The following is a 21,245-nucleotide window of genomic DNA, read 5'->3' on the forward strand; positions in this document are numbered from 1 at the left end:
TACTGCGAACAAAAAAGAAAAGCATGTGACATTTTCGTCACATGCTTATGACACGTTCAAATTGATTCCGTTTCGGAAAGGTTAATGTAAAAACGGTCCCCACACCGAACTCCGAATCAACATCAATATGGATCAATAACGGCGCCGCGGCTTTTTTCGCCAAGTACAGCCCCATGCCTGTGGACGCTTGATCATGGTGGTCCGTTGTAGATGTAAATCCTTTATCAAAAATACGCGGCACATCTTTTTGATCAATGCCCCTGCCACAGTCTTTCACTTGGAGCTGCGTCCGTTCCCCTTTTTGAGTGCTTTTGATTTCTATCTCAGAGGCTTCGCTGTATTTCACCGCGTTTGTCAGCAGCTGTCTGATGATAAACGCCAGCCATTTTGCATCGCTCAGCACTTCTTCAGCCTCCAGCTGAATATCAAAGCCGATCCCTTTTTGGATACACCACGATTGTAAATCTTTGATTTCCTTGAAGATCAAAGGCTGAAGCTGAATAAATTCCACAGACAGATCGTTTTCAATAAATGATATGCGTTTTTGATGAAGCTGCTGATCTAAAAGCAGGTGAATACGCAGCCATTCATATGATAGCTGGGATTTCAAAGCTTGGTTTTCCATTCTATCAATGATTAAATGCATCGCTGTCAATGGGGTTTTGACCTCATGGATCCATGCCATCAGCTCATCTTTTTCATTTTCCAATGCCAAGCGATGCCGGGCAGCGGTTTGCTTCAAGTGTTCCGTTTGTCCGGTAATGCTTCTTTCAACCATCGATTCAAACGGCGTTTCCGGTTCATTTATCGCTGTCACATCAAGATGATTCTCCCATGTTTGCAGGCTTTTATAAAACGCCGTTTCTTTCCGATAGCGGAACCAAAGGAATATGATAAAAAACAAGCCACACAAATACACCATATAAAGAACATTTTCAAATGAAATGGAAGGATCAACAAAAGCAATGACTAACATCAAAGCCTGCTGAAACAAAAACACGGCAATCCAGCTTCGCCTTTCAGTGAGGAATGCTTTAATCATAGAAATGATCTTCTTCCTTCGCCATGTAGCCTTGGCCGACCTTTGTCTCGATATACGTGCCAAGCTGCAGGGCATCCAGTTTTTTCCGCAGGCGGTTGACATTGACGGTCAGCGTATTATCACTCACAAAACGCTCATCGTTCCACAAGCTTCTGATCAGCTCTTCCCGGCTGACGATCTTGTTTTTTTGTTCTATTAGCTGTTTTAAAATGAACATTTCATTTTTAGTCAGTTCAACAGAGCCTTTGTCATTGCTGACGAGGTTCTGCTCTGCGTCTATGGCAGCACCGCACCATGTTTTGATCGTGCTCGGCTCCGTATTATAATGATGCACGCGCCGGAAAATCGCTTGGATTTTCGCAATCAGAACATCAAAGTGAAATGGCTTTTGAATAAAGTCGTCTGCTCCGAGCTGCATAGACATCACCATATCAGCAGGATGATCACGGGAAGATAAAAAGAGAATCGGAACATTTGACCGGGAGCGGATCAGCCGACACCAATGAAATCCATCGAATTTAGGCAGCTGGACATCAATAATGACACAATCAGGCTTAACTGCCGCAAATTCCTGCAGCACTTGACTGAAATCCTGAATGCCGTATACATCATAAGACCATCCCGTTAAACGATCCTTGATTTCATGAAACAGCGATTCATCATCTTCAATCAGCAAAAGTTTAAACAATCGACTCACCGCACTTTTTCCTTTTTTATCAAGTGTATAGCAAAACACCTTCATACGCTATAGAGAAAGCCGGCTGTCTCAGCCGGCTCGTACGCATTATAATTCTCTTCTCAACGCAGTCAGCACGTTGGTTTTAGTCGCTTTTCTTGCCGGGTTCATACCGGAAATCACCGCAACCCCTCCGCAAATCACAACGGCAATGATCACAAGGCTGCCCGGGATATACGAGAATGTGTAATTCAAATCGCCCGCTTCGCCTCCGCTTGTCGCCGCGAGAATCATTGGAACGGCCAGGTTGACAAGGTAGCTCACGCCGTAAGAAATGATAATCCCAATCACACAGCCTAAAATCCCGATATACGCGCTTTCCATCAAGAACATTCGGCGAATAATAGACGGACTCGCTCCAATCGCTTTCATAATGCCAATCTCCTGCGTTCTTTCTGTAACTGCCATCGTCATCGTGTTAAAAATGCCGATTGCTGAGATGATAACAGCAATACATCCGACAAAGATCAGGCCGATTTTGAAGACCATGAAGAAGGTGTTGACTCCTTCAAGCTCGGTCGTAACTGATGTGACATAGTATCCATCATCTGTCAGATCATTTGTCAGCTGTTCCACGTTCTCAAATTTATCAGCAAAAACGCTAATGTTATTTTCAACATTTCCGCCTTTAAAATCTAAGAATTCCGAAAAATCCTTCTTGAATTGATCACTGATGAAAATGTTTGAGTCCTCCATCCAATCTTGAGATGGCTTTTTTGCAATACCGACAATTTTAAAGTCATATGTTTTTGTTTTTTCAACATCCCCTGTTTTAGGATCTGTTTTTGATACACTTAATTCAATCGTTTTGTTCAGAATATCTTTCGTATAGCCTTCTGGTTCTTTTATATCTTCCGGGTTTCCTTTTGCTTCCTCGATTTTTTTGTTATACTCTTCCGATTCTTTTTTCGTCAATAATCTCTTTGCAAAGTCGTATCCTACTACGATTTCATTTTCCGACTTTGCGACTCTTCCTTTTTCCAACTCCATATTGGCCTTTAGTTCATCATTCATATTGGTAAAGATTAAATTAGAGCTTTCATTTGTACGATTGCCTAAAGTTGCTTTGTTTGGTTCATACACTTGCGTTCTTTCTACAACTGACCTTACATGATCGTACTTCTCTAAATCAGCTTTTTTAATGGGCTTATCGCCTTCCTTGCCCATTACACTGACTTTAGTCACAACCTGCTGGCTCATTGTGATATCCGTAATCGTCTTTTGAATGCCGAATCCAACCGATGACAGCACCACTAAAAACGCACATGCCATTGTTGTCGCAAGAATTGTCATAAAGACACGCAGCCTGTTTTTCTTCATATTTCTTCTGATAAAATGAACCTGATCCTTAAACCTCAACGGTAATTCCCCCTTTTAACACACCGTCATGAAGCTGAAATTTTGAATGTCCGATGGAAGCCACTTCATCATCGTGAGTAATAATCACAAATGTAATGCCCCGCTCACGGTTTAGCTGTTGAATCAAATTCAGCACTTCCTGTTCCGTTTCTGAATCAAGGCTTCCCGTCGGCTCATCCGCTAAAATAATGGATGGGTTTAAAATCAATGCTCGCGCAATACTGACACGCTGCTGCTGGCCGCCCGACAGTTCATTCGGATAATGAGCGGCATGGTTTTCAAGACCGACGCGTTTCAGCATGTCCTGCACCTTTTGCTTGCGCTCAGATGGTTTAATCCCTTTTAACGCCAGCGGCATTTCAACATTTTCATACGTCGTTAACCCCGGGATAAGCTGAAAGCTTTGAAAAATAAACCCGAAATGGTCAAGCCGAAATTGCGCCCATTCCTTTTCATTAAATCCCGTAACATCAGTGCCATTAATGACAATCCGTCCTTTTGACGGCGATATGTAACCGGAAATTAAATTCAGAAGCGTGGATTTTCCTGAGCCGCTTCGCCCGACAATACAGGCGATTTCACCTTTCGCCACGCTTAAGGAAACACCCTTCAATACTGGAACTTCATTCTCACGGCCCTTTTTTCCGATCGTGAAAGAATGGTCGATATGCTGAACATCAATCATATATTCTCTCTCCCTTACAACTGTTTTGTTTTTTTATAAATCGCAAAATAACTGATGAAGAAACCAATCACAGCGCCTGCAGCCATGCCAAGGAGATAGCCGGCAAAGCTCTCGCTTGCAGCGTATCCAAAGTAGCCGAAGCCCAAAATGCCAATAATAATGACGATCACTTGCACCGGGCGATCCAATGCTTTCCACAAAAAGAAATATCCATTTCGTTCATTAGACAGTTTGACGAAACTGATGTAGCCGATGATGTAGAACATGATGCTCATCACAGCTGGAATCACTAAATAATGCGGTGAATCCTCAACCCAGTTTGGAACAACATATGTGATCGGAAATATATACTGCATCCATTCAGGTATAGGGTAATCTAAAAATCCCGCTCTCCCGCCAAAAAGGATATCCATATTAATCGCAGGAAGGGTAATCACTAAAAAAGGCAAGATGGTGACAGTAAATGAGACCAGCAGCTGTGCAAAAATATGGCCTGTCAAAGCTCCTCCAGCCATAACCAAAGAATAAGCCAGCATGCTGATGATGATCATTCCAAGGCTGTAGTGATGAAAATTAGCAACCTGATCAGGCTTCAAAAGCATAACCAGCAAAACAGCTAATCCATACCCCGTGATTTGTGAAACCACAATCACCATTCCGCCCATCATAAACTTTGCGTTAAATATCTGCCCACGTGTATAAGGAAGGCTTAATGTAAAATCAAACAAGCCCTTGCTTCGTTCAATCCCAAGCTGGCTGACCGCCAAAACGACACCCCAAATCCAAAATAGTGAGATAAATGTGCCGTTTAAATAGTTAATCGTAAATACGCAGGTTCCGATCCACTCGTTCTGATTAGCCACGCAGCCCTGATATGAGATGTACGTATTTAAAACGGTAAAAGGATTGCTAAGCATAAATACCAAAAAAATCATGATGAGCAGAGCTTTATTTTGCTTCCACTCTTTATAAAACAGCCCGGAATCCGGCACATCACTTCCCTCCAAACCGAAAGATGATCTTAATTTTTTGTTTTCTTATAAATGGAGAAGTAGCTCACAAAGAATCCAACCACCGCTCCAATGACCATTCCAAAAATATAACCAATAATGGACTGTCCGGCAGAGTATCCAAATAAACCAAAACCAAGAATACCGAAAGCCATAACCAGAATTTGTACAGGACGGTCTAATCTGTTCCAAAGGAAAAAGTGTCCGTTTCGCTCACTTGGATGCTTTTTGAAGCTTATATAGCCAATCAAATAAAACAGAATGCTCATAGCAGCTGGAATCATTAGAATATATTTACTATCGATAAGCCAGTCACTTGCAACATAACCAATGGGCACAAGATATAATAAATTGCTTGCCAGAGAGAAATAAGTTTCAGGAGAAGGGAACATTTCCCATATACTAACACCAAAAACAATTTCAAAGTTTCCTACCGGCAAAGCAACAATTAAATACGGTAATACCGCTGCAGCAAATGCCGTTAATAACTGGGCAAAAACATTCCCCGTTAATGCACCAGCGGCCATCAACATACAATAAGCCATAAAACTAATCACGATTACTCCAACACTGCTGTGCTCAAAAAAGTAGACGTGTTCAGGGTTATAGACAAGAATCAGCAGCCATGCGAGTAGAAAGCCAATCAATTGCGACAGCACAATCACAATACCGCCTAACCAAAATTTCGTCTGAAAAATTTGGCTTCTGTTATAAGGGAGGCTTAATATAAAATCCATCGTGCCTTTCGAACGTTCCATTCCCAGGAAGCAAACCGCCAAAATGACACCCGGCACCCAGTTGATATCTATCAGATTGCTCCTATGATAATTTACAATAAAATCACAATATTGCGGGTCTTGATGAGCCAGACACCCTTGATAAGACAAATACGTATTAACAATAGAAAGCGGATTTGCCAGCACTAAAAACACAATACTTAACAAAATCAACACTTGATTCTGCTTCCACTCTCGATAGAGGAGACCTCGGTCTACCATCTCCGCTTCCCTCCAAACTTCGCAATGAATACTTCTTCCAAGTTGACAGGAAGCTCATTCCACACTTTTGGCTTCAGTTCTCTCAAAAAGCTCTTGTTCTCCTCATCGCTTTTCGGGATCAGCACCGTGTAAAACACACCGGCCTGATCGAGCATCGGAATGTTTTTCTCTCTGATGGCCAAATTGACATCTGTATCAAACGCCATTTGAATTTTAATGTATTCTTCTTTTAACTCATCAAGATCCATGACGTTGGTCAGTCTGTTATCTTCGAGAAAACCGATTCGGTTGCACATCCGCTCTATGTCCTCAAGCCTGTGAGAGGTGATCAGAATGCTCGTATCACGCTCAGCCACTTCATCGACCATCAGCTGCAGCACATCATGTCTTGTCACCGCGTCTATTCCATCCGTCGGCTCATCAAGAAGAATCAGCGCCGGTCTTGCTGCAAACGACAGAACGAGCGACAGCTGTTTTTTCAAACCTGTCGACAGCTCGCGGTATTTTTTCGTTTCTGGAATTTCATATCTGTTCATCAGCTCATTCGCGTACGTCACATCAAATTTCGGATAAATTCTTCTTAGGATATCGACTAGCTGCTTGTATGTATACTTGTCGTAAAAAGGATTTTGAACAGGCATGTAGATGATATTCTGTTTGACCTTCGGATGCTTTTTGATTTCTACGCCATCAAACAAAATCGTCCCGCTGTCGGCGAAAATGATTTGCTGGATTAAGCGAAGCATTGTCGTTTTGCCTGACCCATTGCGGCCGAGCAGCCCGAAGATTTCTCCTTTTTCAATTGTTAATGAAACATCTTTTAATACTTGATTTCCGTCAATCGTTTTTGACAGCTGCCGTAGTTCAATCATTTTCTACGCCTCCCTTCACATCAGCGCTGATTTCCTTTATCCATTCTTGCAGTTTCTCCAGCTCAACCCCTGCATAGTGTGCATCGATGATGAGCTGTTTGAGTTGCTCTTTAATCATCGTCATCTTCCCTTCAACCAGTGTCGTTTTTGCATTCTCCGATATATAGGTCCCTCTGCCCCGAAGCGTTTCAATAATCCCCTCTCGCTCAAGCTCTTTATACGCTTTGCTGACAGTGTTCGGATTCGCAATAATGATCGTCGCCAATTCTCTGACAGAAGGAAGCTTATCACCAGGCTTCATGATCCCTTTCAAACAAAGCTCTTTCATCTGCTGAATAATTTGTTCGTAAATGGGTGTTGAGCTTCTTGGATCGATTTGAATCATTTACTTCCCTACTTTCTATACGATCTGAACCTTTATAAATAAAACTGATCAATTATACTTTTTTGCCATTCAAAACCGATCATCACAAGTACAAGAAAAAAAGAACAAGCGATCACAGATGCAGCGATCAGCATCGGCAAGTTACGTTTGCTTCGTTTTTTATGTTTCATAACTGCCTCCCTTTAATTTCAATATATAAATGACTTTTCATCAGCGTCTATAGTGTATTACTTCAATTAGTACACTTAATACAATAAATACTTTGATCCACAAAGTCAATCCCTTTTTACAAAAAAACGGACCCTTATCAAAAGGGTCCGTTTCTTACACATCAAGAGGTTGCTGCAGGATCATATTATTTTGCAAAGCTTGAAGCTGAAGTCTCATTCTGTACAGCTGTTCTCTCTGCTGATCATTTGACGACAGCCACAGCTTATTTAAGGCATTTACCGCATTTTCAAGCTGCATTTGTGCATCACTGTATTCTTGGTCATTATAATGCTCTTGTTTAGAAGCGATTGTCAGCTGTTCTTCAGCATAATCATATGCCTGCATACATTGCTGGAGATGTTCATCTACTGATTGTCTTGTTGCCACAGTAACCCCTCCTCTTGGTAATGGAAATAATCCATCATTCATATTGTAGCCCCATCTCACTTCGTTCAATAAAGTAATTTATGGTCGATATTCATTTGTTCTCTTGTGAAATGCGTGCTACAATTTTAGGATGCAATCGTACGCAAGGAGGCACATGAATTGTGATGCAGAACAATCCTTTTCCTTATTCAAATACGGAAAAACGCTATCATACATTGAATTATCATCTCAGAGAACATTTCGGCCATAAGGTGTTTAAAGTGGCGCTTGACGGCGGTTTTGACTGTCCGAACCGGGACGGCACCGTTGCCCACGGCGGCTGTACATTTTGCAGTGCAGCAGGCTCCGGCGATTTTGCCGGGAACCGGGCCGATGATTTAATTACGCAATTCCATGACATCAAAAACCGTATGCACGAAAAATGGAAGGACGGCAAATACATCGCTTATTTTCAGGCTTTCACCAACACGCACGCGCCGGTTGAGGTGCTTCGTGAGAAGTTTGAATCTGTCCTCGCGCTTGATGATGTGGTCGGCATTTCGATCGCCACACGTCCGGACTGTCTGCCCGATGATGTCGTTGACTATTTGGCAGAGCTGAATGAACGCACGTATTTGTGGGTGGAGCTTGGGCTTCAAACGGTTCATGAACGGACTGCTCTTCTGATCAACCGCGCACATGATTTTAACTGCTATGTGGAAGGCGTCAATAAATTAAGAAAACATGGCATACGTGTCTGCTCGCACATTATCAACGGATTGCCTTTGGAAGACCGGGACATGATGATGGAAACTGCTAAGGCCGTCGCAGATTTGGACGTCCAAGGCATTAAAATTCATCTGCTGCACCTATTGAAAGGCACGCCGATGGTCAAGCAATATGAAAAGGGAAAGCTGGAATTTCTTTCTCAAGATGATTATGTTCAGCTCGTCTGCGATCAGCTTGAAATCATTCCGCCTGAAATGATTGTCCACCGCATTACAGGTGACGGACCGATAGACTTGATGATCGGGCCGATGTGGAGCGTCAACAAATGGGAAGTGCTTGGCGCCATTAATAAAGAGCTTGAAAATCGTGGCAGCTATCAAGGGAAGTTCTTCCAGCATCTTGAGGAGGAATCAGCCCTATGATTTTGAAAAAAATTCTTCCTTACAGCAAAGAACTGCTGAAAATGGCCGCGGGAGAAGGAGATATTGCCGTAGATGCAACGATGGGCAACGGGCATGATACGCAGTTTTTAGCGGAGCTTGTCGGTGAAAACGGCCATGTGTACGCATTCGACATCCAAGAATCAGCCGTGGCCAATACGAAGGAACGGCTCGGTGAGACATATCAAGCGCGAACAACGTTATTTCACAAAAGCCATGACAAAATTGCTGAATCCCTTCCGCCGGAAACACATGGCAAAGTGGCGGCCGCTGTATTTAACCTCGGCTATCTGCCGGGCGGGGACAAATCGATTACGACGAACGGTAATTCAACAATCAAAGCAATTGAACAGCTTCTCAGCATCATGAAAGATGAAGGCCTGATTGTTTTGGTCGTCTATCATGGTCACCCGGAAGGCAAAGCTGAAAAAAACGACGTGCTTGACTTTTGCCGGAACTTGGATCAGCAAGCAGCCCGTGTCTTAACATACGGATTTATCAATCAACAAAATGACCCGCCATTTATTGTCGCCATTGAAAAAAAAGCTCAAATCAGCAAATGATTTGAGCTTTTTTCTTTGAGTTTTTCATCCAGCCCATTTTTTGAAATTTCCGGTAGGCTCTGCCGTTTATATAAAAGAAAAAGGAGGTTTTTCCGCTTGCTTTGATCAGCTTCTTCGCGAGCCGGCCCATTTCCTTTTGGCCAGCCACTTTATCATCTGACAAATAAACGCCCAGCAAGCCGCGATTGATTAAACGATGGAAGTTTTCATGCGGAATGCCTTGTAAATGTTCGTCGGCTTTTTGGATAAAGTGTTCAAGCCGCTTCATCATTTCTTCATGCGACTCGTAATACGAGCAGAAATTTAAGTCCCCTTCCAGCAAGTCCTCCTCTTGATCAATCAAATAATCAAGCAGAATGTGAAGCCCTTGTATGTAAGGAAAATAACTATTGCGGATTTTTTTAGCGGTGTTTTCTGTGAAATCAGGCTGGAACGAATACGCAACAAGACAGAATATGCCTAACGTAGAGCCTGCACAGGCTGAAAATTCATACCATTCCATCTTCTCAGGCAGCTCAGATTCATATTGAGTAAACCACTTCTCAAGCCGCGGAACACGCTCATGCTCAATGACATGCTTATGCACCTGCAAATCGCAATAATAGCCACACAGTTCAAGCAGATAAGGTTTAATCATGTCGTAGTGCTCAATTGAACCAAGAACACGCTGGCACGTTTTGACCAGTTCATGCAAATATCCGCTGTCATCCTGTTCTTCTCTGAATTGATAATAATTTTGCGGTTCCGCTCCCACTGTCAGTGCGTCCTGCATTGAGGTGTGGAGCATCCGAAAATCCTGCGGGTCAAGTGAGGTGCTGCGGTCGCACAGATTGTCCAGATAATCACTGATCGTTTGATACGCGATGATAAACTCGACGCATTTCTGCTTTTGATTGCCTGACAATAAGGCAAGTATGCCGCCGCCCTCACAGTGGAACGTTTTGTCTCGAATACTTGCGGTTGCCTGTGCTTTTAATTCACTGTTATAAATTGATTCTGATTTTTGCTTCCAAATGTCCAGCTCTTGATGAACGAGCGGAAATATATCTCGATATACTTTTGCCATCAGTCCAAAAGGATGTTCTGGTACTGTCAACACATGCACCCCCAACTAGTTCAAATATATTGATCAGTAAACGCTCTTGCTGCTTTAAAGACATCTTCTCTTTCGGGTTCATTAAATATTTCATGATAAAGCCCTTCCCACTCTCTGTACGCTTTATTATGGGAAGCTACACCTGAAAACCACTTAATGACCATCGTTTTGTCAACAAGCTTATCGTCACCGGCCTGCATCACAAGAAGCGGCACTCTTAAAAACGCATCTGTCGGCACCATCGCTGACTCAATAGTTTTTAAAAGCTCTCTGTACCATCTGACAGAAACTTTCCTGACGTATAACGAGTCATTTTGGTCGGCCTCGATGACGTCCTCATTACGCGTCGCCATATCAATTGATAATCCCGAATCAACCTTAAGCGACGGAGCGATGACATTCAGGCCTCTGGATGCAAGGTCAAGCGCTTTATTGACTTTAATTTGCAGTCCGAGACACGGTGATGATAAAATAATTCCCGTAATACGGGGATTTCTTTGCTGTTTAAACCATTCAATCGCGACCAGGCCGCCCATGCTGTGACCGAGAAGAAAAACCGGCAGCTCAAAGGTTCGTGCTTTATCTATCCAAGTATCTACTTCATCAATGTATTCTTGAAATGAGCGAATATGACCTCTGGCCCTTGTGGTTGTCCCCTGACCCGGCAAGTCGCCCATGACAACGTGATAACCCGAAGATCTCCACATTTCAATCAGCCATTTATATCGTCCGTGATATTCACTTGCCCCGTGAATCATCACAATCACGGCAACAGGTCTGTCTGCTTTCCAGGTCCACATGCTCTTCACCTCATACGAAATTTAAATAGAGAAAGAAGGATGAATACTATGATCTACCCTTATAAGGAACACATGCCAGATATCCACCCAACAGCCTTTGTAGCTGATAATGCAACCATTACCGGTGATGTCGTTATCGGAGAACAGTCCAGCATTTGGTTTTCTGTTGTCATAAGGGGAGATGTCGCGCCGACTAGAATCGGAAACAGAGTCAATATCCAAGATTTAAGCTGCCTCCATCAAAGCCCGAACCGGACGCTTCTCATTGAAGATGACGCCACGATAGGCCATCAGGTTACACTTCATAGCGCTGTTATCCGCAAGAACGCCTTAATTGGTATGGGCTCAATCATCTTAGACGGAGCCGAAATTGGCGAAGGCGCCTTTATTGGTGCCGGCAGTCTTGTCCCGCCGGGAAAGATCATTCCGCCTGGCCATCTCGCTTTTGGCCGTCCTGCAAAAGTCATACGCCCTTTGACCGAAGAAGACCGACAAGATATGCAAAGAATACGGTCGGAATATGTAGCAAAGGGCCAATACTATAAATCACTTCAACAAACATAAGACCTGCTTCGTCTTACTTTACCATTTTTCAAATTATGTTTGAAAGCAATAACCATTGTTTACCCGGACGTCATGACAGTTCGGGTTTTGATTTCTCCATAAAACGTTCACATACGGCATCAAACGTATGACTTTTATCTTATCATAAAACTTGTTCCGCAACTGTAAGCTGTCCCTGCAAAAAAATATGTTCCTATTCTTTCCTGTTCTCTATTTTCTATGACCACACACAAAAAGAGCCCGCTGGGAGCTCTTTTGGTCAGCTGATATTTCGTTCGTTGGCAGCAGCCGCATTTTTCTTATGAAAACCTTTTCCATAATACACGGCAAGTAAGATAAGAAACCAAATCGGCCCGACAATCACGGCTACCCTTGTATCGGGACTGTAAGCCATAAGAATAACGACAAATGCTAAAAATGCCAAAGATACATAAGACGTAAACGGAAAGAAAGGCATTTTGTATTTTAAGTGTTTCTTTTCTTCCGGCCGCAAGCTTTTCCGGTATCTAATTTGAGAAAGCAAAATGATCGCCCACGTCCAAATCGCTCCGAAAGTTGCAATGCTTGTGACCCAAGTAAACACCTTTGCAGGTACAACATAGTTTAACAGCACTCCGACTAATAAAGCGCCCGCTGAAGCCAGAACAGCTTTACCCGGGATGCCGCCTTTCGTCAGCTGCCCGTATGCTTGTGGTGCCTCACCCTGCTCCGCTAAGTTAAACAGCATCCGCCCTGTGCTGAAAATGCCGCTGTTGCATGAAGACAGCGCAGCCGTCAAGACGACAAAGTTAATGATGCCTGCTGCCGATGGAATGCCCACTTTTTCAAATGTGAGGACAAACGGGCTTCCTTGTGAGCCAATTTCCTGCCATGGGTAAATAGACATAATAACAAATAAAGCGCCTACATAAAAAATCAAAATACGCCAAAATACCGTATCAATTGCTTTGGCCAACGATTTTTGCGGGTTTTTCACTTCACCAGCCGTTACCCCGATCATTTCAATCCCTAAATAGGCGAACATCACCATTTGAAGTGACAATAAAACCCCTTTTATTCCATGTGGGAAAAATCCTCCGTTGTTCCACAAGTTGCTGATTCCGGTTGCAATGCCTCCATTGCCGACCCCTGCGATGATCATCAATAAACCGACAGCAATCATTGATAAGATTGCAACAATTTTAATCAAAGCGAACCAAAATTCCAGCTCTCCGTAAGCTTTGACAGCCAAGAAATTAACACCCGTCATAATGACCAGCGCCGATAATGCCCAAATCCAGTTTGGCACGTCCGGAAACCAGTACCCCATATAAATCCCGACAGCAGTGATTTCGGCCATACAGGTGACAACCCATAAAAACCAGTAGTTCCACCCTGTTAAATAACCTGCAAGCGGTCCCAAATAATCACGGGCATAGCGGCTGAAGGAGCCAGCGACCGGTTTTTGAATGGCCATTTCTCCAAGCGCTCTCATAATAAAAAACATGACCAGGCCGCTTATGGCATACGCTCCCAAAATACCCGGCCCTGCTAATTGAATAGCTGATGCGGAGCCGAGGAACAATCCCACTCCTATAGCAGCCCCTAAAGACATTAAAGAAATATGCCTTTCTTCGAGTCCGCGGTGCAGCTCTTGTTTTTGTTTTTGCATGCTTTCTTCTCCCCTAGAAAAAAATATCAATAAATTATTTTTCTGAATTTTCCGTGTGGATTGGGTAAATCAATGATGATGGAGAAATAAAAGGATAATAACAAGGCTTTCGACGAATCGAAAGCCTTGTTGTCTGTTACACAAAGATGACTTCTTTAGGCTGATGGCTCAGCTCTTCAGGCATATACCGTTTTTCGATATTGATGCTGTGCCAGATCATAAAGATCAGTACAGTCCATATTTTACGGCTGTTATCAGCCTTGTCCGCACAATGGTCTTCAAGAAGCTGAAGAACATAATCCTTGTGGATATAAGCATCCGTTTGGCTTTCCTGAATCATGTTCCGCACCCATTCGTTCATTTCGTTTTTCAGCCAATGACGGATCGGTACAGGGAAACCAAGCTTTTTGCGGTTTAATACGTGCTCAGGCACAATTCCTTCAGCGGCTTTGCGAAGAAGATACTTCGTCGTGCCGTTCTTCGTTTTCAGCTCATCAGGAATTTTTGAAGCGACGTCAAATACGACTTTATCCAAGAACGGCACACGCAGTTCCAAAGAATTCGCCATCGTCATTTTATCCGCTTTTAACAAAATATCGCCGCGCATCCAAGTATGGATATCGACATACTGCATTTTGTTGATATCGCTGTATGAGCTGCTTTCTGTAAAGTAAGTTTTTGTCACATCACGATATGAAAGATTCGGATTATAATGCTTCAGCAGCTGTTTTTTAACAGATTCCTCGAAAATTTTCGCGTTACCGATATAACGATCCTGAAGCGGAGTACAACCGCGCTCAAGCAGGCTCTTTCCTCTCATACCTTCAGGCATAACAGCCGCAACGTGCAGAAGCATCTTTTTTAGGCCTGACGGAATGCGTTCAAACGGTTTAAGCGAAAGCGGCTCACGGTAAATGTTATATCCGCCGAAGAGCTCATCCGCACCTTCACCTGATAAAGCAACCGTTACATGTTTTTTCGCTTCTTTTGCAACAAAGTACAACGGAATCGCTGCAGGATCAGCAAGCGGATCATCAAAATGCCATACGATCTTCGGAAGCTCGTTCATGTATTCCTCAGGCGAAATGACTTTACTGATATTTTCAATGCCAAGTGCCGCTGCAGTTTCTTTCGCTACATCGACTTCACTAAAGCCCTGCTGTTCAAATCCGACAGAGAATGTTTTTAAGCTTGGATGAAATTCCTTCGCAACGGATACAATAAAGGAAGAATCAATTCCGCCAGACAGGAATGAACCGACAGGAACGTCACTTCTCATATGAACGTTTACAGAGTCATAGATCGCGTCTCTGACTTCTTTCACAAGCTTATCTTCTTCAGTCTGAACTGGCTTAAAGTTCGCTTTGAAATACGTTTTGAATGTGATATCGCCGTCCGGGCGGATTGTGAACTGTGAACCCGGCTCTACTTTTTTCACATTGGCATCAAGCGTGTTTGGTTCAGGAACGAATTGGAAAGACATGTACTGCTGCAATGCCTCTTTATCTATTTCAATATCATTCTGAGCAACCATTAAACTTTTTCTCTCTGAGGCAAAATAAACCTGATCATTGATCGTTGTGTAGTACAACGGTTTAATGCCGAATGGATCTCTTGCTCCATAAAGCACATGATCGTTTTTATTCCAAATCAGAAAGGCAAACATACCGCGGAGTTTGGACGCCGCTTCTTCTTTGTAGTGACGGTAAGTCGCAAGAAGAACCTCTGTGTCCGAATCCGTGTTGAATGTATACCCCTTTGCTTCAAGTTCTTCTCTCAATTCAATATAGTTATAGATTTCTCCGTTAAAGATAATCCAATATGTTTCATCTTCATATGATAAAGGCTGTCCGCCATTTTCTACATCAATAATGCTGAGCCGTCTGAATCCGAATCCAACGTGCTCATCATGGAAATATCCATCACTGTCAGGACCGCGGTGAACGATCATTTGGTTCATTTGTTTGATTAGTTCTTCTTGATCAGCGGTTTGAGCTAACGGATGCTTGTTAAAAACCCCGACAAATCCACACATAGTATTGCCTCCATAATTAAAATTGTCATCATTGAACCCCTATTTATAGACGCTGTGAATAGTATTTGGTTTCACGGTTATGTAAAAAAATAAACATGAATACAACGTGAAAAAGGGAAAGCCGCTTAACGAGTAAGCGGCTATAAAGTTATTCTCCTAACGCTTCTTTACGCAGCTGCTCCGCTTTGTCTGTACGTTCCCACGGAAGATCAACATCGTGGCGTCCAAAGTGGCCGTACGCAGCAGTTTGTTTGTAGATCGGACGGCGTAAATCAAGCATTTTGATAATGCCGGCAGGTCGTAAATCAAAGTTATTGCGAACAACTTCAATCAGTTTTTCCTCAGAAGCTTTACCGGAACCGAATGTGTTGATTGAGATTGATACAGGCTGTGCAACACCAATCGCGTAAGCAAGCTGTACTTCGCAAGAATCAGCAAGCTCAGCCGCAACGATGTTTTTCGCAACGTATCTTGCTGCATAAGCCGCAGAACGGTCTACCTTCGTTGCATCCTTACCTGAGAACGCTCCTCCGCCGTGGCGCGCATAGCCGCCGTAAGTATCAACGATGATTTTGCGTCCTGTAAGTCCCGCATCCCCTTGAGGGCCTCCGATAACGAAACGTCCTGTAGGGTTGATGAAATATTTTGTTTCTTCATCAATCAGCTCTTCAGGAACAACCGGATTGATAACATGTTCTTTAATGTTGCGCTGGATTTGCTCAAGCGTAATTTCAGGGTGGTGCTGAGTTGAAATAACAATCGCGTCAATGCGGACAGGTTTGTTATTTTCATCGTACTCAACCGTTACCTGTGTTTTGCCGTCAGGGCGAAGGTATGGAAGAATATCTTCTTTACGGACTTCACTCAGGCGGCGGGCTAATTTATGAGCAAGTGAAATTGGAAGAGGCATAAGCTCTTTCGTTTCGTTGCACGCGTAACCGAACATTAAACCTTGGTCACCCGCACCGATCGCTTCAATTTCTTCGTCGCTCATTGTGCCTTCACGGGCTTCAAGCGCTTGGTCTACACCCATTGCAATATCAGCAGACTGCTCGTCAATTGATGTTAAAACCGCACAAGTTTCCGCATCAAATCCGTATTTCGCACGTGTGTATCCGATTTCTTTAATGGTTTGGCGAACCGTTTTCGGAATGTCAACATACGTAGATGTTGTGATCTCTCCGCTGACAAGCACCAAACCAGTTGTCACAGACGTCTCACAAGCAACACGCGCGTTAGGGTCTTTCTTTAAAATTTCATCTAAAATGCTGTCAGAAATCTGGTCACAGATTTTATCCGGATGCCCCTCCGTAACAGATTCTGATGTAAATAAACGACGATTTTTACTCATGATTTGCTTCCTCCTGCACAAGGCCTCCCGAAAGACCTTGTATATATGATACGGAACTCGCTCCCTCTTATACAATGTAACGTTATATTAGAGAATGTTAATTGGCATATTTATGAAATAAAAAAACCTTTTCCATCGAGGAAAGGGTTTGGTCTTTGTGCCTTTCACTCTTATCGCTCAAGGAATCATACAACCTTGCAACAGGTTAGCACCTTGGTTGTCTCACACAGTTGAACATAATAAATAACAGAGAAACCGGTTGCTGGGCTTCATAGGGCCTGTCCCTCCGCCAGCTCGGGATAAGAGTATCCGCTCAATGAAATATCTTATCGTAAAAGGGTTTGCAATGTCAATATGATTCAGAAGAAATAGGCACCTATATCGAGGGAAAACATTGGAAAACGCACACACAAAAAACAATAAATAGTATAGACTATTTGAAAATATATGTTATACTAATTCACAATTAGCAAAACACAAAAAACGATAAAGGAAGGTTTCATATGAACTCAGTTGATTTAACCGCTGATTTACAAGCCTTATTAACAAGCCCAAATGTGCGTCATAATTTATCAGCAGCACAGCTTACAGAAAAAGTACTCTCCCGGAACGAAGGCATTTTAACTTCCACGGGTGCTGTTCGGGCGACAACAGGCGCTTATACAGGACGCTCACCTAAAGACAAATTTATCGTGGAGGAAGAAAGCACGAAAAATAAGATCGATTGGGGGACGGTGAATCAGCCGATTTCAGAAGAAGCGTTTGAGCGGCTGTACACGAAGGTTGTCAGCTATCTGAAACAGCGAGATGAGCTGTTTGTTTTCGAAGGATTTGCCGGCGCAGATGAAAAATACAGACTGCCGATCACCGTCGTAAATGAGTTCGCATGGCACAATTTATTCGCAAGACAGCTGTTTATCCGCCCGGAAGGCAATGATAAGAAAACAGTTGAACAGCCGTTTACCATTCTTTCTGCTCCGCATTTCAAAGCGGATCCAAAAACAGACGGCACACATTCCGAAACCTTTATTATTGTCTCTTTCGAAAAGCGGACGATCTTAATCGGCGGAACAGAGTATGCCGGAGAAATGAAGAAGTCCATCTTCTCCATTATGAATTTCCTGCTCCCTGAAAGAGATATTTTATCCATGCATTGCTCTGCCAATGTCGGTGAAAAAGGCGATGTTGCCCTTTTCTTCGGACTGTCTGGAACAGGCAAGACCACCCTTTCAGCCGATGCTGACCGCAAACTGATCGGCGATGATGAACACGGCTGGTCTGACACAGGCGTCTTTAATATTGAAGGCGGATGCTACGCCAAGTGTATTCATTTAAGCGAAGAAAAGGAGCCTCAGATCTTTAACGCGATCCGCTTCGGGTCTGTTCTCGAAAATGTTGTTGTGGATGAAGATACACGTGAAGCCAATTATGATGATTCATTCTATACCGAAAACACGCGTGCGGCTTACCCGATTCATATGATTGACAACATCGTGACACCAAGCATGGCAGGCCACCCTTCAGCAATTGTATTTTTGACGGCTGATGCATTCGGAGTCCTGCCTCCGATCAGCAAACTGACGAAGGAGCAGGCGATGTATCATTTCTTGAGCGGTTATACGAGCAAGCTTGCCGGAACCGAACGCGGTGTGACATCTCCTGAGACGACGTTTTCCACATGCTTCGGCTCACCGTTCCTGCCGCTTCCTGCTCACGTCTATGCTGAAATGCTCGGCAAAAAGATCGATGAACACGGCGCAGACGTTTTCTTGGTCAATACCGGCTGGACCGGCGGCGGCTACGGTACAGGCGAGCGCATGAAGCTTTCTTACACGAGAGCGATGGTCAAAGCAGCGATTGAAGGCAAATTAGAGGATGCAGAAATGATGACTGACGATATTTTTGGCCTGCATATACCGGTCCATGTTCCTGGCGTTCCTGATCATATCCTTCAGCCTGAAAACACGTGGAGCAACAAGGAAGAATACAGAGAAAAAGCTTTCTACCTCGCAAATGAATTCAAAGAGAATTTTAAAAAGTTCGCACATACAGATGCCATTGCACAGGCAGGCGGCCCTCTCGTTTAAAAAGCAAAAGCCAAGAGCAATTACGCTCTTGGCTTGTTTTAATTGACAGAATGCAAAGAAGTCAGCTTGTACGTAATGATGGTCCGGCCGTCTTCCCATTGAAGTTTCTGCACTTCAGCTGTGCCTGACTTTTCGCCGAACTTTGTTTTGCGCACATCCATCGGAATCTCCATCGGATATACACGGTATCCGTCTTTCTCTAACGTAAATATATTTTCATCTATTCGAACTTCTTGTCCTTTTGTCACAATCAGTGTATTAAATTCAACAGGCATTCCCAAAGTGAAATCCCCTTTCGTTCTCTTTTTTCTTTATCATAACATATTTCACCGTCAGCGGTTTTTCATCCATTGCGTGAGCTGCCGCACGATACGCCGGTTTTCTTTTGGCGGGAAATAATGTGTGAATGTACTGTAATACCATGTCTCCACCGGCTTATGCAGCTGTTTTAGCTTCTCTTCAAATAAATAGGAATGCTGAATCGAAACATTTTGGTCTTTTTCTCCATGGATTAATAGCACGGGTGCCTGAATTTTGTTTACTTGGTCAAACGGTGTTCTCCATTTGTATTCCTCAGGCACCTTTTTCGGTGTTCCGCCGATGACTCTTTTCATCATTCGCCGCAAATCCTGCCGCTCCTCATATGTAAGGATCATATCACTGACGCCTCCCCAGGAAACGAATGAAGCTGCATGCCGGCCCATTTCAATCGCAGTGAGCATTCCCATAATTCCGCCGCGGGAAAAACCGAAGATATGGATTCTGTCCTTCTTAACATTTGGATGCTGCTGAAGCAGGCGAAAAGCGGAAAAAGCATCCTCTCTGTCTTCCCCGGCAAAATCCTCGTTGCCTTCTCCTCCTTGATTTCCTCTGTAAAAAGGAGCAAACACAACAAACCCTTGGGTTGCAAACTGGATAATCCGGCCAGGCCGAACCATGCCCACGCTTTTAATCCCGCCGCGCAAATATAAAAATCCGTCATATTGTCCCGGTGCCGCCGGCTCAGCCAAAAGCCCCTTTACCCGTAAGCCATTTGAAAGATAGCAGATCGTATACAGACGCACATGCTGGCTTGGCGACGGAAATCTTCTTTTCTCAACAATCAAAGCAGCCGCCTCCTTTTTCTATATGCTTTCCTTACTCCAAAATTACATCCTGAGAACCTGACTAGGCATTCACACATTTTTATACCCATCATACGATATGTAAAGCAAAAAAGGATATAAACTTGATGCTAAATAAGGAGGTTGTCTATGTGAACAAATGGTTAAGGCTGGGCTGCGCCTGTGTCGGCAGTATATTTCTGATGATCGCCCTAGCGGCTTGCAAGCAGGAAGAAACGCTCACCAAAGTCAAAGTAGCTGAAGTGACCCATTCGATTTTTTACGCGCCTTTATATGTTGCTGAGTCTAAAGGATTTTTCAAGGAAGAAGGGCTTGATGTCGATGTAAATACGACCTGGGGCGGCGACAAAACGATGACATCGCTTCTTTCAAACGGCTCAGACATCGCACTTGTCGGGTCAGAAACATCTATTTATGTCGAAGCGCAAGGAGCTAAAGACCCTGTCATTAATTTCGCCCAGCTGACTCAGACAGACGGAACGTTTCTTGTCGCGAGAGAAGATGTTAAACAGTTCGACTGGGATCAGCTGAAAGGAAAAACGTTTCTCGGCCAAAGAAAAGGCGGCATGCCGCAAATGGTCGGTGAGTATGTGCTGAACAACCATAAGATTGACCCGCATAAGGATATTGACCTCATCCAGAACATAGACTTTGCCAATATCGCCAATGCATTTGCTTCTGGAACCGGCGAGTATGTGCAGCTCTTTGAACCGCAAGCTTCTCTCTTTGAGAAAAAAGGCATCGGCCATATCGTGGCTTCGTTCGGAGAAGAATCAGGCCAGGTTCCTTACACAACTTTCATGGCAAAACAAAGCTATCTGAAAAAACATGAAGACACAGCCGTCAAGTTTACAAGAGCTATTTATAAGGCGCAACAGTGGGTGGAAAATCACTCAGCGAAAGAAATCACAGACGCCATTAAAGATGAATTTGATGATACCGATCCAGAAGTCATCGAAACATCCATTGAACGCTATAAAAAGCAGCATTCGTATTCGCCAGACCCTCTTCTCAACGAAAAAGAATGGGAGCTGCTCCAAACCATTATGGATCAATCGGGAGAACTGCCGAAGCATATTCCATACAATCAGCTTGTAAATAAACAAATTGCCGAAAAAGTCACCTCGGAAAAATAGGAGGCG

General features: G+C 43.6%; 22 protein-coding genes and 1 riboswitch. Of the genes, 5 read left to right on the forward strand and 17 right to left on the reverse strand.

Features of this window, described 5'->3' with window-relative positions; genetic code table 11:
- Positions 1 to 37: 37 nt before the first annotated feature.
- From bceS to AC0C66_RS07875, 10 genes are all read right to left on the reverse strand, one after another.
- Positions 38 to 1,042 (reverse strand): two-component sensor histidine kinase BceS, encoded by a 1,005-nt coding sequence (bceS, locus tag AC0C66_RS07830; protein ID WP_014114857.1) that lies wholly within the window; start codon positions 1,040 to 1,042, stop codon positions 38 to 40.
- Positions 1,035 to 1,730 carry a two-component response regulator BceR gene (gene bceR, locus AC0C66_RS07835; RefSeq protein WP_014114858.1) on the reverse strand — a complete coding sequence of 232 codons (696 nt, stop codon included), beginning with the start codon at positions 1,728 to 1,730 and terminating at the stop codon, positions 1,035 to 1,037. Before bceR ends, bceS begins: the two co-directional genes overlap by 8 nt.
- 96 nt (positions 1,731 to 1,826) lie before the next feature.
- Positions 1,827 to 3,137, reverse strand: coding sequence for an ABC transporter permease YtrF (gene ytrF / locus AC0C66_RS07840; protein WP_014114859.1), 1,311 nt, complete (start codon positions 3,135 to 3,137; stop codon positions 1,827 to 1,829).
- Positions 3,127 to 3,822 carry an ABC transporter ATP-binding protein YtrE gene (gene ytrE, locus AC0C66_RS07845; protein WP_014114860.1) on the reverse strand — a complete coding sequence of 232 codons (696 nt, stop codon included), beginning with the start codon at positions 3,820 to 3,822 and terminating at the stop codon, positions 3,127 to 3,129. Before ytrE ends, ytrF begins: the two co-directional genes overlap by 11 nt.
- A 14-nt stretch (positions 3,823 to 3,836) precedes the next feature.
- On the reverse strand, positions 3,837 to 4,814 hold the full coding sequence (locus AC0C66_RS07850; RefSeq protein WP_072181976.1) for a cation-translocating P-type ATPase: 978 nt from the start codon (positions 4,812 to 4,814) through the stop codon (positions 3,837 to 3,839).
- A gap of 29 nt (positions 4,815 to 4,843) precedes the next feature.
- Positions 4,844 to 5,830, reverse strand: a complete 987-nt coding sequence (gene ytrC, locus AC0C66_RS07855) for an ABC transporter permease YtrC (RefSeq protein ID WP_072181975.1) — start codon at positions 5,828 to 5,830, stop codon at positions 4,844 to 4,846.
- Positions 5,824 to 6,702 carry an ABC transporter ATP-binding protein YtrB gene (ytrB, locus tag AC0C66_RS07860; RefSeq protein WP_014114863.1) on the reverse strand — a complete coding sequence of 293 codons (879 nt, stop codon included), beginning with the start codon at positions 6,700 to 6,702 and terminating at the stop codon, positions 5,824 to 5,826. The genes ytrC and ytrB overlap by 7 nt, the downstream gene beginning before the upstream one ends.
- Positions 6,695 to 7,087: a GntR family transcriptional regulator YtrA gene (gene ytrA, locus AC0C66_RS07865; protein WP_003223328.1), complete on the reverse strand. Its 393-nt coding sequence runs from the start codon at positions 7,085 to 7,087 to the stop codon at positions 6,695 to 6,697. The genes ytrB and ytrA overlap by 8 nt, the downstream gene beginning before the upstream one ends.
- A 32-nt stretch (positions 7,088 to 7,119) precedes the next feature.
- Positions 7,120 to 7,257 (reverse strand): hypothetical protein, encoded by a 138-nt coding sequence (locus AC0C66_RS07870; protein WP_014114864.1) that lies wholly within the window; start codon positions 7,255 to 7,257, stop codon positions 7,120 to 7,122.
- Positions 7,258 to 7,411: 154 nt separating this feature from the next.
- A complete protein-coding gene (locus tag AC0C66_RS07875) occupies positions 7,412 to 7,684 on the reverse strand; it encodes a YtzC family protein (protein WP_003223324.1) in 273 nt (90 codons plus the stop codon).
- Positions 7,685 to 7,845: 161 nt separating this feature from the next.
- Between AC0C66_RS07875 and mnmL the strand changes: the two genes are divergently transcribed.
- Both mnmL and mnmM read left to right on the forward strand, forming a co-directional pair.
- A complete protein-coding gene (gene mnmL / locus AC0C66_RS07880; protein ID WP_072181974.1) occupies positions 7,846 to 8,814 on the forward strand; it encodes a tRNA modification radical SAM protein MnmL/YtqA in 969 nt (322 codons plus the stop codon).
- Positions 8,811 to 9,395 carry a tRNA 5-(aminomethyl)-2-thiouridylate-methyltransferase MnmM gene (gene mnmM / locus AC0C66_RS07885; protein ID WP_014114866.1) on the forward strand — a complete coding sequence of 195 codons (585 nt, stop codon included), beginning with the start codon at positions 8,811 to 8,813 and terminating at the stop codon, positions 9,393 to 9,395. Before mnmL ends, mnmM begins: the two co-directional genes overlap by 4 nt.
- Here the strand turns inward: mnmM and tbcS are convergent.
- Together tbcS and ytpA are read right to left on the reverse strand one after the other, a co-directional pair.
- Positions 9,385 to 10,491, reverse strand: a complete 1,107-nt coding sequence (gene tbcS, locus AC0C66_RS07890) for a tetraprenyl-beta-curcumene synthase (protein ID WP_003223318.1) — start codon at positions 10,489 to 10,491, stop codon at positions 9,385 to 9,387. The genes mnmM and tbcS overlap by 11 nt on opposite strands.
- Positions 10,492 to 10,511: 20 nt before the next feature.
- Positions 10,512 to 11,291 carry a phospholipase YtpA gene (ytpA, locus tag AC0C66_RS07895; RefSeq protein WP_041521047.1) on the reverse strand — a complete coding sequence of 260 codons (780 nt, stop codon included), beginning with the start codon at positions 11,289 to 11,291 and terminating at the stop codon, positions 10,512 to 10,514.
- A gap of 48 nt (positions 11,292 to 11,339) precedes the next feature.
- Between ytpA and AC0C66_RS07900 the strand changes: the two genes are divergently transcribed.
- A complete protein-coding gene (locus AC0C66_RS07900) occupies positions 11,340 to 11,855 on the forward strand; it encodes a gamma carbonic anhydrase (protein ID WP_041905866.1) in 516 nt (171 codons plus the stop codon).
- A 259-nt stretch (positions 11,856 to 12,114) separates the two neighbouring features.
- Here the strand turns inward: AC0C66_RS07900 and alaP are convergent, their stop codons facing one another.
- From alaP to metK, 3 genes are all read right to left on the reverse strand, one after another.
- Positions 12,115 to 13,506 (reverse strand): alanine permease AlaP, encoded by a 1,392-nt coding sequence (alaP, locus tag AC0C66_RS07905; protein WP_014114870.1) that lies wholly within the window; start codon positions 13,504 to 13,506, stop codon positions 12,115 to 12,117.
- A 136-nt stretch (positions 13,507 to 13,642) separates the two neighbouring features.
- Positions 13,643 to 15,541: an asparagine synthase (glutamine-hydrolyzing) gene (gene asnB / locus AC0C66_RS07910; protein WP_014114871.1), complete on the reverse strand. Its 1,899-nt coding sequence runs from the start codon at positions 15,539 to 15,541 to the stop codon at positions 13,643 to 13,645.
- Between the two features lie 148 nt (positions 15,542 to 15,689).
- Positions 15,690 to 16,892 (reverse strand): methionine adenosyltransferase, encoded by a 1,203-nt coding sequence (metK, locus tag AC0C66_RS07915; RefSeq protein ID WP_003229102.1) that lies wholly within the window; start codon positions 16,890 to 16,892, stop codon positions 15,690 to 15,692.
- 167 nt (positions 16,893 to 17,059) lie between these two features.
- Positions 17,060 to 17,198, reverse strand: a riboswitch (SAM riboswitch).
- A 197-nt stretch (positions 17,199 to 17,395) separates the two neighbouring features.
- Here metK and pckA point away from each other — a divergent pair.
- Positions 17,396 to 18,979 (forward strand): phosphoenolpyruvate carboxykinase (ATP), encoded by a 1,584-nt coding sequence (gene pckA, locus AC0C66_RS07920; RefSeq protein ID WP_072181973.1) that lies wholly within the window; start codon positions 17,396 to 17,398, stop codon positions 18,977 to 18,979.
- 38 nt (positions 18,980 to 19,017) lie between these two features.
- Here pckA and AC0C66_RS07925 read toward each other — a convergent pair whose 3' ends face one another.
- Positions 19,018 to 19,260: a DUF2584 domain-containing protein gene (locus tag AC0C66_RS07925; protein WP_014114873.1), complete on the reverse strand. Its 243-nt coding sequence runs from the start codon at positions 19,258 to 19,260 to the stop codon at positions 19,018 to 19,020.
- Positions 19,261 to 19,311: 51 nt separating this feature from the next.
- Positions 19,312 to 20,085, reverse strand: a complete 774-nt coding sequence (locus tag AC0C66_RS07930) for an alpha/beta hydrolase family protein (RefSeq protein ID WP_072181972.1) — start codon at positions 20,083 to 20,085, stop codon at positions 19,312 to 19,314.
- A gap of 149 nt (positions 20,086 to 20,234) precedes the next feature.
- Between AC0C66_RS07930 and AC0C66_RS07935 the strand changes: the two genes are divergently transcribed.
- Complete coding sequence (locus AC0C66_RS07935) at positions 20,235 to 21,239, forward strand: ABC transporter substrate-binding protein (protein WP_014114875.1); 1,005 nt, start codon at positions 20,235 to 20,237, stop codon at positions 21,237 to 21,239.
- Positions 21,240 to 21,245 lie beyond the last annotated feature (6 nt).

Source organism: Bacillus sp. VA13 (assembly GCF_055710085.1).